Origin of the sequence: Salinivibrio sp. ML290 (assembly GCF_001995695.1) — a bacterium.
GTDB classification, from domain to species: domain Bacteria; phylum Pseudomonadota; class Gammaproteobacteria; order Enterobacterales; family Vibrionaceae; genus Salinivibrio; species Salinivibrio siamensis.
Map to the genome: position 1 here is coordinate 1 of NZ_MUEY01000016.1, position 14,731 is coordinate 14,731.

The 14,731-nt window shown below is 50.9% G+C and carries 15 protein-coding genes; 2 read left to right on the forward strand and 13 right to left on the reverse strand.

Annotated features, from left to right (window positions below; translation table 11 throughout):
• Positions 1–556: 556 nt before the first annotated feature.
• From BZG23_RS13310 to folM, 10 genes are all read right to left on the reverse strand, one after another.
• Positions 557–799 (reverse strand): type II toxin-antitoxin system ParD family antitoxin, encoded by a 243-nt coding sequence (locus BZG23_RS13310; RefSeq protein WP_046075937.1) that lies wholly within the window; start codon positions 797–799, stop codon positions 557–559.
• Positions 800–962: 163 nt separating this feature from the next.
• Positions 963–1,844 (reverse strand): metal ABC transporter permease, encoded by an 882-nt coding sequence (locus BZG23_RS13315; protein WP_077607222.1) that lies wholly within the window; start codon positions 1,842–1,844, stop codon positions 963–965.
• Positions 1,841–2,686 (reverse strand): metal ABC transporter permease, encoded by an 846-nt coding sequence (locus BZG23_RS13320; RefSeq protein WP_077607223.1) that lies wholly within the window; start codon positions 2,684–2,686, stop codon positions 1,841–1,843. Before BZG23_RS13320 ends, BZG23_RS13315 begins: the two co-directional genes overlap by 4 nt.
• A complete protein-coding gene (locus BZG23_RS13325) occupies positions 2,683–3,564 on the reverse strand; it encodes an ATP-binding cassette domain-containing protein (protein WP_077607224.1) in 882 nt (293 codons plus the stop codon). Before BZG23_RS13325 ends, BZG23_RS13320 begins: the two co-directional genes overlap by 4 nt.
• The gene (locus BZG23_RS13330) at positions 3,551–4,435 is read right to left on the reverse strand and encodes a metal ABC transporter substrate-binding protein (protein WP_077607225.1); all 885 of its coding nucleotides are present in this window, start codon (positions 4,433–4,435) and stop codon (positions 3,551–3,553) included. Before BZG23_RS13330 ends, BZG23_RS13325 begins: the two co-directional genes overlap by 14 nt.
• Before the next feature lie 172 nt (positions 4,436–4,607).
• Positions 4,608–5,315, reverse strand: coding sequence for an HAD family hydrolase (locus tag BZG23_RS13335; protein WP_158011387.1), 708 nt, complete (start codon positions 5,313–5,315; stop codon positions 4,608–4,610).
• A gap of 102 nt (positions 5,316–5,417) precedes the next feature.
• The gene (locus tag BZG23_RS13340; RefSeq protein ID WP_046075932.1) at positions 5,418–5,987 is read right to left on the reverse strand and encodes a YceI family protein; all 570 of its coding nucleotides are present in this window, start codon (positions 5,985–5,987) and stop codon (positions 5,418–5,420) included.
• Positions 5,984–6,523, reverse strand: coding sequence for a cytochrome b (locus BZG23_RS13345; protein WP_046075931.1), 540 nt, complete (start codon positions 6,521–6,523; stop codon positions 5,984–5,986). The genes BZG23_RS13340 and BZG23_RS13345 overlap by 4 nt, the downstream gene beginning before the upstream one ends.
• A 111-nt stretch (positions 6,524–6,634) precedes the next feature.
• Positions 6,635–7,000, reverse strand: coding sequence for a dihydroneopterin triphosphate 2'-epimerase (gene folX / locus BZG23_RS13350; RefSeq protein ID WP_046075930.1), 366 nt, complete (start codon positions 6,998–7,000; stop codon positions 6,635–6,637).
• Positions 7,001–7,021: 21 nt separating this feature from the next.
• A complete protein-coding gene (gene folM / locus BZG23_RS13355) occupies positions 7,022–7,720 on the reverse strand; it encodes a dihydromonapterin reductase (protein WP_046075929.1) in 699 nt (232 codons plus the stop codon).
• Positions 7,721–7,914: 194 nt separating this feature from the next.
• Here folM and BZG23_RS13360 point away from each other — a divergent pair, with 194 nt between their 5' ends.
• Positions 7,915–8,505 carry a DNA-3-methyladenine glycosylase I gene (locus BZG23_RS13360; protein WP_077579310.1) on the forward strand — a complete coding sequence of 197 codons (591 nt, stop codon included), beginning with the start codon at positions 7,915–7,917 and terminating at the stop codon, positions 8,503–8,505.
• Here BZG23_RS13360 and BZG23_RS13365 read toward each other — a convergent pair.
• The 3 genes from BZG23_RS13365 to BZG23_RS13375 form a co-directional block, all read right to left on the reverse strand.
• Positions 8,502–8,984: a C40 family peptidase gene (locus BZG23_RS13365; RefSeq protein ID WP_077579311.1), complete on the reverse strand. Its 483-nt coding sequence runs from the start codon at positions 8,982–8,984 to the stop codon at positions 8,502–8,504. The genes BZG23_RS13360 and BZG23_RS13365 overlap by 4 nt on opposite strands.
• A complete protein-coding gene (locus tag BZG23_RS13370) occupies positions 8,981–10,210 on the reverse strand; it encodes a GGDEF domain-containing protein (protein WP_077607227.1) in 1,230 nt (409 codons plus the stop codon). The genes BZG23_RS13365 and BZG23_RS13370 overlap by 4 nt, the downstream gene beginning before the upstream one ends.
• Before the next feature lie 252 nt (positions 10,211–10,462).
• On the reverse strand, positions 10,463–12,409 hold the full coding sequence (locus BZG23_RS13375; protein ID WP_077607228.1) for an exoribonuclease II: 1,947 nt from the start codon (positions 12,407–12,409) through the stop codon (positions 10,463–10,465).
• A 351-nt stretch (positions 12,410–12,760) separates the two neighbouring features.
• Between BZG23_RS13375 and BZG23_RS13380 the strand changes: the two genes are divergently transcribed.
• A complete protein-coding gene (locus BZG23_RS13380; RefSeq protein WP_046075924.1) occupies positions 12,761–14,563 on the forward strand; it encodes a DEAD/DEAH box helicase in 1,803 nt (600 codons plus the stop codon).
• Positions 14,564–14,731 lie beyond the last annotated feature (168 nt).

A 14,731-nucleotide genomic window follows, 5' to 3' on the forward strand; every position in this document is an offset into this window, starting at 1 on the left:
ATTTTATCTAACATATACTATCTTTTATTTCCATTTTATCTAACATATACTATCTTTTATTTCCGAAACTTAATTGTATAATAAGAAACTAACATTGTATTAGCGCGCATGCTCGATTTTCCAAAACTGTTATACGCAATCTTATCTATATAAGAAGCTGATATAGATAGTATTTACCGCCTCTCATACATATCTCTTTTCCGCGAAAATGTACACGCCGCCTATCTCTGCTCGGGCGTTCACACTATCCCCAAGCATTTAACTGTAACTATATGACTCATGGATACTTTTAATCATCCAGTGTTTAGCCATGCTACCGCCGATCAGTTGTCGGCATCTAACACGCCATTGAGTTGGCAGATTTGGGATTAGTCTATCAAGGGCTGTTTTGGTTTTCGTGCGGTATTGTCCAAAGTGTTAGATAAACCATGTTTTGTGAGGTGGGTGCAAGAAGTTGGTTAGAACACAAGGAGCGAATTGGGTTGGTGGGGTGAAGTGCGCGATTAGAACGACTTTAGTATGTCCGTTTTGGCGGCGATAGTCAGCGCAAATGGCTTCATTGTGTGTCTTCGGCATCGATTTCGTGGATAAAGCTATCGATGTCGTACTCAGCATCGCCACTCTGTTCGCCCTCTACGAGAAGTTGACGTAGTGTATGCAGTTTAGTCTCTTGGTTTTCGAGTAAACGCAGTGCGGCGCGAACGACTTCACTTGTCGAGCTGTAACGCCCTGTTTCGATTTGGCTAGCGATAAAGCCATCGAAGTGTTCACCTAGGGTAATACTTGTATTCTTTGCCATGGTTAGAACTCGTTGATACCAATATATACCTAATTATGGTATTTGGCGTGCGTGAAGGCAAGGTGACGGCCATGGGCGATAAAACCTATGCGACGAGCAATGTGCGCGAGCTCTATCTCGCGCACTGCTGAGGATGGGGTGCTGCTGTGCCCGTCGGTGCCGATCAGTGCGATTGCGCCGAATGGGTGGTGGATGGGCGCGTTGCTTTTGTGGCTTGGCACGTCGGCTGTGGGCGTTGTTGGTTGCGGTGGATTTGATATTGCTGCCATGCAAAGGTCACCACAAAACAGCCGGTGAGTAGCAATACAATGGTCGGGCCTGGCGCGCTGTCGAGGTAAAACGACAGGGTGACGCCGCCCACGGCGGTGACTAAAGCGATGGCACAGGCAATCCATAGCATGCGGCTAAATTGTTTGCTGAGCATAAAGGCGGTGACGCCCGGTGCAATCAACATCGCCACTACTAAGATAATCCCTACTGCATGTAACCCCGCAACAATGGTGGCAATCATCACCGAGAGCAGGAGCCAGTGAAGCTTTTGTACTGGGAGCCCGAGCACGCTGGCTTGCGCGGGGTCGAACGATAGTAGCATTAAATCTCGCCCTTTAAGCAGCACCAGCGCAAGCACGACTAAGCCGGTGATGGCGGCGGTGAGCAGCTGTTGGTGGTTAATCCCCAATAGGTTGCCAAATAGAATATGGTCAAGGTGCAAATCAGACGGGAACTGGCCTTGCAAAATCAGCCCCAGAGCGAAAAAGCCGGAAAACACAATCCCCAGCAAGGTGTCTTCTTTGACACGGCTATTTTGTTTGAGCCAATGCACACTGGTGGCGCATGCGGAGCCGGCGGCAAAGGCGCCGACAATCAGCGGCAGGCCAAATAAGTTTGCCAACACCAACCCCGGCAGCACCGCGTGAGCTACCGCATCGCCAATTAACGACCAGCCTTTTAATACTAAATAGCAAGAAAGCAGCGCGCAGGGTAGTGCCACTAAGACAGCCATCAGCAGTGCATCTTGCATAAAAGTCAGTTGATACGGATTCATTGCAGTGCCTCCTGACGTTTGGCGCGCCGCGCGAGTAAACCGTGTTTAGGGCCAAACACAAAGGCGGCTAAGAAGAGTCCCACTTGGGCCAACACAATCAGTGCGCCAGCGTTAAGGTTGGCGAAATAGCTGATGTACACCCCAAACAGTGAGGTGACTGTGCCGATGACACCGCTTAGCACCAACACGGGCCCAAAGCGATCACTCAATAAATAGGCGGTGGCGCCGGGGGCGATCACCAAGCAAATCACCAAAAAGGCACCGACACTTTTAAGTGCCGCCATGGTGCAGGCGCTGAGAAGCGCAAAAAACAGCACTTTGAGTCCCACTACAGGTAAACCAATGCAGCGGGCGTGGCTTTCATCGAAAAAGGTCAGCATAAAATCACGCCATTTCACCGCCAGTACGGTGAGGCTCACCAAGGCAATGATCAGCATTTGCACCGCATCGAGTGGGGCAATGGCGAGCAAATTACCCAGCATAATTTGTTGTATATCGACCGCGACGGGCGAAATGGAGACTAAAAAGAGGCCGAAGGCGAAAAAGCTCGAAAAAATCAAACCGATGATCGCATCTTGTTTGATGTGACTGCGTTGATGCAAAAACAGCATCACGCTCGCGGCCATGCCGCCGGCAACAAAGGCACCGAGCGAAAAGGGCAGGCCTAGCATATAAGCGCCGGCAACGCCCGGTACAATCGCATGGGAGAGGGCATCGCCCATCAGCGACCAGCCTTTGAGCATCAAAAAGGCGGAGAGCAAGCCGCACACGCCGCCAATCAAGGTGGTGACCAGCAATGCTTTTTGCATGTATTGATAGGCGAGGGGATCAAGTAAGCTCATTCGCGCCGCTCCTGCGCGCTTTGTTCGCGCTTGCCATACACCACCAAGGGCCGCTCGTCGTCGGAAATCACCGATAGCTCGCGCGGATCGGCGTCTTGGTGGAGCTGATCGCTGGGCATCACATACTGGCGCAGTTTGCCGCCAAAAATGGCACTGAGGTTCTCGGTAGTAAACACATGTTCGGTGCGTCCGCCTGCCACCACCGCGCGATTGACCAACACGGTGCGATCGCAAAAGTCGGGTACGGTACCGAGGTTATGGGTGGCGATTAAAATGGTTTTGCCTTCGTCTTTGAGCTCAAGCAGCAAACGCATAATTGACTCTTCACTGGTGACATCTACGCCAGTAAAGGGCTCATCCAGTAAAATCAGCGGGCTGTGCTGAGCCAAGGCGCGGGCGAGAAAAACGCGTTTTTTCTGTCCGCCGGACAGTTCGCCAATTTGGCGCTGGCGAAAGGCTGTCATACCCACGCGGGCCAAGGCCTCATCCACCGCTTGATGATCCGCCGCTTTGGGGCGACGCATAAATGACATCTTGCCGTAGCGGCCCATCATTACTACATCTTCCACTAACACCGGGAACGACCAGTCGATCTCTTCGGATTGAGGGACATAAGCGACCAAGCCTGCTTTTTGCGCTTGCTTAATGGGGGTACCGTTGACCGCAATGCTGCCACTGCCGGGATTCACAAACCCCATGATCGCTTTAAACAAGGTGGATTTGCCGCTGCCATTGGCACCCACCAAGGCAGTGATGGTTTGCGCTGGCAGCGAGAAACTGGCGTGCTCAAGGGCACACAGGCCGTTTCGATAGACGACACGCACCTTGTTGACATCTAACACACTGGGCGTGTCGTCGGTTAAATCATAGTGCGTCATGGCGCAACCCCGCTAAGACGGTTTCTGTGGTAACTGTCAGTAAGGATAGATAGTCAGGCACGGGTCCGTCAGCTTGACTGAGCGAATCGACATATAAAATGCCGCCATAGTGCGCGTCGGTTTCCGCGGCGACCTGTTTGGCGGGCGCATCAGACACGGTACTTTCGGAGAAGACAGCACGCACTTGGTGTTTTCGTACGGTATCAATCAGCGCGCGAACTTGTTGCGGTGTGCCCTGACGCTCAGCGTTTATCGGCCATAAATAGGCTTCGTTGAGGTTTAAATCACGCGCCAGATAAGAGAAAGCGCCTTCGCTGCTTACTAGCCAACGCTGGGATTCGGGGACAGCGGATAGCGCGTCTTGCGCACGCGCGAACACGGCTTGAATTTGTGCCTTGTAGGCTTTGGCATTGGCTTGATAGTGCGTTTGATTGGCAGGATCGTACTTAATCAGGGCTTGCTCGATGTTATCAACGTATCGCATTGCATCCGAGGGCGACATCCACGCGTGCGGATTGGGTTTGCCGCGATACGGGCCCGAGGCAATCACAATCGGCTCCACGCCCTCAGATAAGATCACATTCGGCACCTTATCGATGTGCTGGAAAAAACGTTCGAACCAACGCTCTAGGCCTAATCCGTTCCACATCACCACATCCGCACCTTGCGCACGCAGAATATCCCCCGGGGTGGGTTGGTAGTTGTGGATCTCAGCACCGGGTTTAGTAAGTGACACCACCTCGGCATGCTCACCCGCTACGTTAGCGGCCATATCAGCGAGAATGGTAAAGCTGGTCACCACTTTTAACTTGTCCGCGTGCGCCAGTGGAGAGAGCAAGAGCGCGACGATAATGATGATGTTCTTCTTCATAAGCCTTTATCTCTTTAACGATGCGTGTGACTACGGCGCGGTGCCGCCAGCCGATCATAAGTTAAAGATAACGGTTATGATAATCATTCTCAAGTAAGTATTGTTAAAAAGGACGCCGATAGCGCCCGTGAGAGATTGCATTTGTGTATTTGCACGTAAGGTGCATGACAGATTAATCGCGAATGGTATCGTGTCTCGCCCACTCCATGATGGTCCAATCTTTCTTTTGTGCGTGCAGACTTAGGTGTGGATCGGGGTTCACTGCAAACGCATTATCAACTTGTTCGAGAAGCGGCACATCCCAGTGCGAATCACTGTAGCCGTAGGTGTGACCTACGGTGTCGTGGCGGTCAGAGAGCCATGCCTGCATATAGTCATGCTTACCACGAAAATCACGTACACAATGAGAAATACTGCCCGTATAAACACCATTAATGGTTTCGAGCTCAATTGCGATCACAGTGTCGAGTTTGAGTAATGCGCCAATCGGTCTTGCTAAGTGTGCGGCGGTATTAGAAACCAGCACGCAGTGGTCGCCACGGTTGCGATGCCATTCAATGCGTTCTAACGCTTGCGGAACCACCACTGGGGCGACGAGCCTATCGATAAAGTCAGTGGCCCAATCATCGACCGTTTGGGTTGAGCGGCCTTTGAGTGGGGTAAGCTGAACGTGCATATATTGTTCAAGGTTAATTCGACCCTTTTTAAAGTCGATATAGGCTTGCTGCTCTTGAGCGACTCGATCACTCGACGCGTGCCCTTGTTGGTATAAATAATCCAGCCACGCTTGTTTGGTATCGGTGGCGATCAGGGTTTCGTCGAGAACAAAAAATGCGATGTTGATAGGTGCCGTCATAGCTACTTGCTGATTGTTTTTCATGCCGTCCATCCTAGACAACAACTATGACGATTGGGTTTCAGTTTGCGACAAAAAAAGCCTCGGACGATCCGAGGCTTAATCATGATATCGACTGAAGGCCGATTACTGACGGATACCTTCGACGTGAAGCTCCATATCAACATAGGTGGCAGGGCCCATGGTAGGAATACCGAAGTCTTCTAGCTCCAGGCGGGTGTTACCCATAAAGCCTGCGCGGTAGTTGCCCCAAGGATCCTCACCGTGACCAACCAACTCTGCGTCGATTTCAATCGGCTTGGTTTGGCCATGCAAGGTCAGATCGCCTGCGATGGTCATCGAGCCGTCACCGTTGTCGGTTACCTTGGTGCTTTCAAAGGATGCTTGGCCATATTCGCCCACATCCAGGAAATCACCGCTACGAATGTGCTTATCACGCTCGGCGTGGTTAGAATCGACACTGGTTGTATCAATAGTCACAGAGACACTGGATGCACCAATGTTGTCTGGGTCGAATTCAAACTGGCCATCGAACTGATTAAAGCGACCTTTGATAAAGCTGTAACCTAGGTGTGGCACTTTGAAGTTGACCGAGGCGTGTGCGCCCTTGGTGTCAATCATATAAGTGTCTGCGAGTGCAGGCCCAGATAAGAGTGTCGCGGCGCTCATTCCCATGGCTAACATGAGTTTTTTCATTTCGAGTTTCCTCCGATCATCTTCCGTAACGTATTGTCTTTATCAATAAAGTGGTGTTTAAGTGCCATAACTGCATGGCCAGCGGCCAATACAATCAAGGTAATGGCAACGTAGTAGTGTACATCCCCAGCAATATCTGACTGGTTGGGGAAAAGCTCACCGGCGCTTGGCACGGTAAACCAAGTGAAGACATCTATCCCTCGCCCATCTGATGTTGAGATCAGATAACCGGAGACAAACAAAGTGATTAGCAACAGATAGATTGTATGATGCCCAGCCGTTGCCGCTTTACGCTCCCACGCTTTGCCCTCGACAGCAGGCATGGTGTGTGTCGCTTTCCACACGAGCCTAAACAAGGTGGCAAGGGCGAGCAATAACCCAATGGATTTGTGCCAATGCGGCGCCGTCTGATACCAGCTGCTGTAATAACTGAGATCGACCATCCAAAGCCCAACAGCGAAAAGACCAATGATCACAATGGTTGATAGCCAGTGTAGCGTACGCATTATCAGATCGTAGCCCGTTTTCGTTGTCATCGTTGCTGCTCCTATTCACTATGCCAACACAGTATATAGGGTGAATGGTAATTCAGAACCGTTTCCCCTTGAACAAGATGTTCGAATAATTCTAACGAACTCTTGACTGGGTTAGGACTCGTCGGCGGTCCAGCTCAAGCTCAGAGAGACGGAATCAGCGAAGCGAAGTGCGTGAGGCTTATCAATGGTGACTTGCGCATAGCGCACCCAGTGATGGTCACGTGCAATGTCTAGCACGCCTGCCACAAGCTTCTCCAGCAATAAAAAACGGCCATTTTCGACGTAATCGATAATCGCTTTCGTGATCACTTTATAGTTGAGTGCATCATCTACGTTGTCTTCTTCACAGGCTTTGTGGCCGGGATAGTGGATCTCAACATTGATCACTACATCTTGTTTTTTCTCTTGCTCGTCGGGATTAAAACCAATGTAAGTACGCAGGCGCAGGTTGGTTACTTTAATGACAGCGTCGTTCATAATCTTTCCCTGGTCACGAAATTAAATGAGATGGCGTCCGCCATCCAGCTTGATAGATTGGCCGGTCATATGTTGACTGGCGAGAATAAATTCGCAGGCATTCACTACCTCTTGTTCACCCGGTACAGTGCCTAAAATCGATTTACGGCGAGCTTTATCACGATAGGCGTCATCATCGCCTTCGTTGAACATGATTAGCGCAGGTGAAATGCTGTTCACCTTAATATGCGGCGCAAGCTTTTGCGCGAAGGAGAGCGTCAGGTTTTCTAGCGCCGCTTTGCTGGTTGCGTAGGCGGTATGCTTAGCGCTGCCCTTTTGCGCGACATAGTCGGTAAGGTGAATAATATCGCCCTGCTGCATCCAGCGTGACGCGGCCATGTTAATGAGGTAAGGCGTTTTGGCGTGAATTTGCATCATATTATCGAATAACGTGGCAATATCTTGGCTTTGCGTTTCACTGTCCCACGACGATGCGTTGTGTATTACGGTATCGAAGGTCGGATGCATCGCATCGAGCGACTCGATAAATGCGTACACGCCCTCATCAGAGGAAAAGTCGGCTTGGAGACAGTGTGCGCCGCGTGCACGTAAGTCAGCCACTTGAGGCCGTTCGGTGCGATAAGATAGGGTCACCTGATGACCTTGGTGAAGAAAGTGACAGGCAAGTGCGTAGCCGATACGCTGCCCGGCGCCAGTGATCAAGAGATGCTTTTTTGTCACGCGTTTTCCTTTCTGTTTATGGATGTCATCAACAACAGGGAGTAACGGTTTTATTACGTATCATGAACTTATCGCGATCAAAGATAGCGTGATATTCAGCGAAACGATAGCTTTTGCAAGGTTAAGCCGCTGATTTCGTGCCACAAGCAACAAAACGGCTGCGCAACGATTGTATGACAAGGGTGAGGGAGAAGATGGACATTTGCCAATGGGCACAACACAGTGAAGCTGAGCGGGCATACCACGATAGCGAGTGGGGTGTGCCGACATTTGATGATCAGCTGATTTTTGAATTCATTTGTTTAGAGGGCGCTCAAGCTGGGTTGAGTTGGCGCCTCATCTTACAAAAGCGTGCGGCTTATCGCGCGGCTTTCTTCGATTTCGACTTTTACCAACTCGCGAACGTGGCCGAACCGAATATCGCTGAGATCATGGCCAACCATGAAATTGTCCGTAATCGTTTGAAGGTAGCCTCTGTATTTACCAATGCCAAGGCGGCGGTGACGCTGGTGGAGGAGTACGGTTCATTGGCTAAAGCCCTTTGGCAGTTTACCGGCGGCGTGCCCATTGTAAACCATCACCAATCGGATGCCGATGTCGCTACCGCGACGGACGAGTCCCGCGCCATGAGCCGTTTTTTGAAAAAGCGCGGCTTTAAATTTGTGGGTGAGACGATTTGTTATTCGCTGATGCAAGCGCTCGGCATGGTCAATGATCATGTCGTCACGTGTCCGCGGTATCAACCCTGTTGCGAACTGGCTGACTCGGTAAAAGCCTCGCCTTAGAAATAACGACGAAATTGCCAGAAGCGCGCTTGCCAATAAGGGTTATCTAGTCGTGACACTGTCACGCCTTTTGAGGCGGAAGCATGCATAAAACGCTGTCCACCCAGAAAGATGCCCACATGACGAAGGCCGGGGCGAATATGAAAAAACACCAGATCCCCTTGGCGTGCGGATTGATAATCAATGGCATAGCCGGTTTTTGCTTGGCCGTGGGTGGTGCGCGGTAGTGGGGTAGCGAGCGCCGATTGATACACGTGTTGGGTGTAAGCGGAACAATCAATACCTTGCCGTGTGGTGCCTCCCCACCGATAGGGGGTGCCTTGCCACTGACGATAAAGTTGTGTAAGTGCTTGGTCTAGCGCTTGATCGCTAATCGTCCTGTCCGAACTAGGCATATCAGATGTTGTTGCCGCGTCACGCTGCGTGACACAGCCTGCTAACATCAAGGCTAAAAAAGGTATCACTAAAACATGTTTCATACGCTGCCCTTAATGCAGTTGCGCCCTGCTTCTTTGGCTTTGTACAAGGCTTTATCCGCTAACTGCAATACCTCATCGGGCGTGTCGGCTTGTGAGGCATCGGCAAAGCCAATACTGACAGTAATATTAACGGGCTTTTGTTCGCTTGCACGTCCACGCTTTTGTCGGCCTTGCTTGTCATCATGAGGACGAGATTCATCACGCAGTATCAAAGGGTAGTTGGCGATGTCCTCACGTAGGGCGTCGAGAAACGGCAAGCAGTGCTCGGTGGTTTTTCCTTTGAATAGCAGGGTAAATTCTTCACCGCCGTAGCGAAAGGCACTGGCGCCTCCTTCACAATGTGCCATATGTTTGGCAACGAGCTTAAGAACATCATCGCCGGTTTCGTGACCGTATTTATCATTGAATTGCTTAAAGTGATCCACATCCAGCATGGCGAGCGTGTATTGTCTGCCTAGGTGTTTGAGCTCGTCTTCAAGTGCGCGACGCCCCGCAATTTCGGTAAGCCCATCAATGAATGCCAGTTGGTGGCTTAGCGAGACTTGGTTGGCAATTAATAACACGCCGGCCAATGAAAATATCAACGAAGAAATGAAAGGCACATTAAAAAACACCAAGGTCGTGACACCGCATAATACACTGACGAAGGCGGCATGATCTTCAATGCTATTTTTGCGCAACAGTCGAATGGTGCTGACACAGACCAAAATCGAGAGCAACACGATCAGCAGCAGCGGCATGGGACTAACGGCGGTCACTCTGACTAATACCGGATGCTGATGGAGATAGGTGGAGAGTTCACCGAATTGCTGCACCAAAAGGCCGCACCAACCAATTTCCATACCAATCGCGAGGAAAAAGAACAGACCAAACCGAGAGGTGAGTTTTTGATCGCGCACGATGATCATATACAGCAAGTTAATCGGAAGGGCGACGGTGAGCAGCAAGTACTCCATGTAGGTTGTGCCGTGATTGAGTGGCGATTGCAGCCGCGTGAGGATCACTGTGTATCCCACCAATAAGATCACGACCATCATACCGACGCGGGCGCTTTTGAATAAGTGGCTTAAAAGTAGTGCGGTGAATAACAGAAAATACGGCGCTGCGTAAATTAAGTTGTAATAGGGGGCTAGCGCAGCAATCAAGGGTTGATAGCTCGCGGCAAGCAGCAGCAGTAAAACAATGGGCGTCCCCATACGGACCACGGATGAACGCAAAAATCCCATGAAACCTCTTATTGGGTTGAGGTAACACCATTAACTTACCACGGATCGCTTGTTAGGGGATGGCCTGACGCTCAGAATGTGATAACAGCAATGGTCTAGCGAGTCTCTTTAATTTAATGATTAGATTATCATTCTGGGGGCAAAAAGAAAGCCAAGCGATGGCTTGGCTTTCTGCTGACGTTTCGCATGATGTGCGTGGTTAGAGCGAGAACACGTTTATTCGCTCTGTGACGCCTCAGGCAGGGTAAATACCTAGGTCGGCTTGGCCACAATCGAGCGCGTTGTCTCTTTAATATCGGCAATCACCACTTCTAGGCTATCACCGAGCTTGAACTCAACGTTACCGTCGATAGTGACTGTGCCTGTTTCTTTATCGCAGGCAATCCGGCTTTTGTTATCGATGATCAGCGACGATGGAATAAACGCCGGTGCACCATTTTCGAGTAGGCGAACACGCATACCCGCGCGGTTAATATCAAAGATTTCCGCTGTGTAACGGGTTTGTGCTTCCACTTCTGGCTTCAACAAACGGACGTACAGCCAATCAGCGACATCGCGCTCAGCCATACGGTGATGTTTACGGTGGCCGGCAAGCTCTTCACCCACGGTATCGGCAGGGGCATTGGCCTCTGTTTCGCCGCGAATAATCGCTTTGAGTAAACGGTGGTTAATCATATCGCCGTATTTACGGATAGGTGATGTCCACGTGGCGTAGACATCTAGGCCCATCGCGTAGTGTGGCGCTGGCTCATGGCCAATCTCGCTGTACGCTTGGAAACGGCGTAAGCGATTATCGAGATAGGTGGTATCTAGGCTGTTTAGCCAGCGGCGGAGCGCACTGAAGCCTTCGACGGTGGCTAGGCTTTCGCTGTCCGCCTCGCCGTCATGCGCTTTTACTAGCTCGACCACGTCGTCGAGTTTTTCACTGTTAAAGCCGGCGTGTGTGTTAAAGATACCAAACCCGAATGCGTCACGAAGCTTTCGACCCGCGCAGATGTTGGCGCTGATCATTGACTCTTCCACGATACGGTTAGCGATACGACGCTGATCGGTGTGGATAGCAATCACATCGTTATCTTCGCTGAGTTCAAAGCGGTAGTCAGGACGGTCGGGGAAGGTGACGGCATGCGTCTCACGCCACTGAATACGGGCTAGCGCAAATTGATGTAATTGATGGATTTGATCCGCAATGTCGCTGCTCTCTGGCTGCCACTGCGTTTGTTCACCGAGTTCGATGTAATCAGAGACTTTATCGTAAGCAAGCTGACCGTGTGATCGGATCCAAGCGGAGAAGAACTCAGCATCGTCGGCAATGGTGCCATCAGCATCGATATTAAAGGTGCAGCATAGTGCTGGGCGCTTTTCGTTTGCACGCAGTGAACATAAGTCATCACTGAGATCACGAGGCAGCATTGGGATGTTGCGCCCAGGCAAGTAAATAGTGAACCCACGGTCACGAGCGACTTGATCAAGCGCCTCATCGGCATCGATGTATGCTGTTGGATCGGCGATAGCCACTGTCATGGTGAAGCCACCTTGCGGGTTAGCTTTTACATACAGGGCATCATCCATGTCTTTGGTGGATTCGCTGTCGATGGTCACAAACGGTAAATCAGTCAGGTCGCGACGCTCTAGCCCTTGCTCCAACAATGGCCACGCATCTTTTGGTGCTGGCTCTTGGTTGGGCAAGTTGTGTTTGGCCAGCGTGACCCACCAAGGGGCAATTTTATCGTCCGCATCGGTGATTTTTTCACTGACCTGGCACATAAAGTTGTCATCGCCTTTCAGTGGGTGGCGGATGAGGGACGCCACGACCCAGTCACCTTCTTTCAAGTTGTCTTGCGACAAGCCACGCTGCGTTTTAGCGCGCAGAGCATCTTTCATTTGCGGGTGATCGGGGACGACGTTTAAGCGATTACGGATCCACTGTACACGGCCAATAAAGCGATCTAAGCTGGCTTCTACCAGCGTATCCGGCTCAGCCACTTCGCGGTCTTTCTCGGTGCGAACAAAGGCTTCTACTCGATCACCGTGAAGCACTTTTTTCATATAAGGAGGCGGAATGAAAAGGCTGGTTTTGTCATCAACTTCGAGGAAGCCGAAGCCTTTTTCGGTGGCTTTTACCTGGCCTTCTTTTTTGGGCAAGGTTTCTTGGATCTGTTGCTTTAGCTGTGCTAGCAGGGGATTGTCTTGAAACATAACTCGGGTCTCGATAAACGGATCGCCACACTATACGGATTCACTGTTTCAAAACCAACCCGTGGCACTAAAATCCTGTGACCTGACTTAAATGCATGGAAAGTGCGGGGAATACCTACGGATTTCGATGCCTCTGTGAACAAATTGCTATAAACCTGCCCACACGCCGCAAATTTTGTGAACTTGTTCAACTTTTTCTGGCTTTTTTGGTGTAAATAGCGCAGAATGCACATCCTTAATGACCGAGGCCCATGGCGCTGGTGACTGTCACTGCATGAAAGACAGTGTTGCATGGTTGAGCAGAACGCTTGAGGGGCCCCGTTTCGCTACACTCTATAGATTGGGATCCCAATGCAAGAATCTGTAACCAAATTTCGCCAGTTAGATCTGGCCGACACCCTTTTGTCTGCGCTTGACTCAATGGGCTTTGAAACACCGACACCAATTCAAGCCGCTTCCATCCCTGTCCTTCTTGAAGGCCGTGACGCACTTGGTAAAGCACAAACCGGTACAGGTAAAACCGCTGCATTTTCGCTGCCACTACTGAACAAAGTCGATCTAAGCCAGCGTAAACCACAAGCTATCATTATGGCTCCGACGCGTGAGCTTGCTATCCAAGTCGCGGCGGAAATGAAGACGCTGGCACAGAACATCAAAGGCCTCAAAGTGCTTGAGATCTATGGTGGCGCGTCGATTGTTGACCAAATGAAAGCGCTAAAAAGCGGCGCGCACATCGTGGTGGGCACACCAGGGCGTGTGAAAGATTTGATCAACCGCGATCGCTTGAAGCTTGACGAAGTGCATACCTTTATCCTCGACGAAGCGGATGAAATGCTCAAAATGGGCTTTGTGGACGATGTTACCTGGATCATGGAGCAAGCGCCTGAGAGTGCACAGCGTATCTTGTTCTCGGCAACCATGCCTCCTATCGTTAAACAAATTGTTGACCGCTTCTTGCGTGAACCGGCTCGCGTTGATGTGGCGGGAAGTAATCGCACCGTTGAAAAAGTTGAGCAGCAGTTCTGGGTGGTTAAAGGCGTTGAAAAAGACGAAGCCATGAGCCGTCTGCTAGAAACGCAAGATACCGACGCTTCAATCGTGTTTGTGCGTACCCGTCAAGATACTGAGCGCCTTGCCGACTGGTTATCAGCGCGTGGTTTTAAAGCCGCGGCATTGCATGGGGACATCCCACAGTCACTGCGTGAGCGCACGGTTGATCACTTAAAGCGTGGTGTGATTGATATTTTGGTCGCGACCGACGTCGTGGCACGTGGCCTTGATGTGCCGCGTATCACTCACGTGTTTAACTATGACATTCCGTTTGATGCCGAATCGTATATTCACCGTATTGGTCGTACGGGGCGTGCAGGCCGTGCCGGTAAAGCGATTCTGCTGGTGCGTCCTAACCAAATGCGCATGCTACGCACGGTTGAGCGTGTCACGCAGACCAAAATGGAAGAAATTCAGCTTCCAAACCGCGATAAAGTGGCGGAAGCGCGTGTCGCTCAGCTAGCGGGCGAGTTGGCTGAGAAGAAAGATGGCGATGCCATGGCACCTTTCGTTGAGCTGATTGAGCAACTGCAAAACGATATCGATGTGGATGCAACCACTTTGGCGGCGATGTTGCTGCAACGCCAGCAAGGCAAGCGTCCATTGTTCTACAAAGGCCCAGACCCGATGATTGCAGCGATGGAGCGTGAGAAACAACGCCGTGAACGTCGTCGTGACGATCGTCAAAATGGTACTGACCGTCGTGATACTAACCCGGCTGATTGGGATACGTATCAGTTGGACGTGGGTCGTGAGCAAGGTGTACAAGTTAAAGATATCGTCGGCGCAATTGCCAATGAGCTTGGCTTAAACAAGCAAAACATTGGCGCGATTAAACTGGCACCGGCACACACGTTTGTACAGCTGCCTAAAACCATGCCGAAAGACGTGTTTGCACAATTGCAAAAACTGCGTATTCGTCAAAAAGAGACCAATGCACAGCGTGTTGAAGGTCAAATCATGCGCGAGCGTCGCGGTGGTGACCGCAATGGCGGTGGTCGTGGCCGCAATGAACGTGGCCGTGGCGAACGTCGTTTCAACCGTGACCGCGGCAACGAGCGTCGTGGTGGCCCTGCGCGCGGCGAACGTCGTCAAGCACAGTAAAAGTAGGAAGCCGGGCAGTGATGCCCGGCTTTTTTATAACGTGTCTGCGATGTAATGCCTTGTATGCAGGGTATTAACGACGTAGATATGAGGTCTTTAATCCACCATGACATTCTGGAACAAGACCGATATAGTTAAACGGTGAGGTGATAAGCGTCACGCCACTGT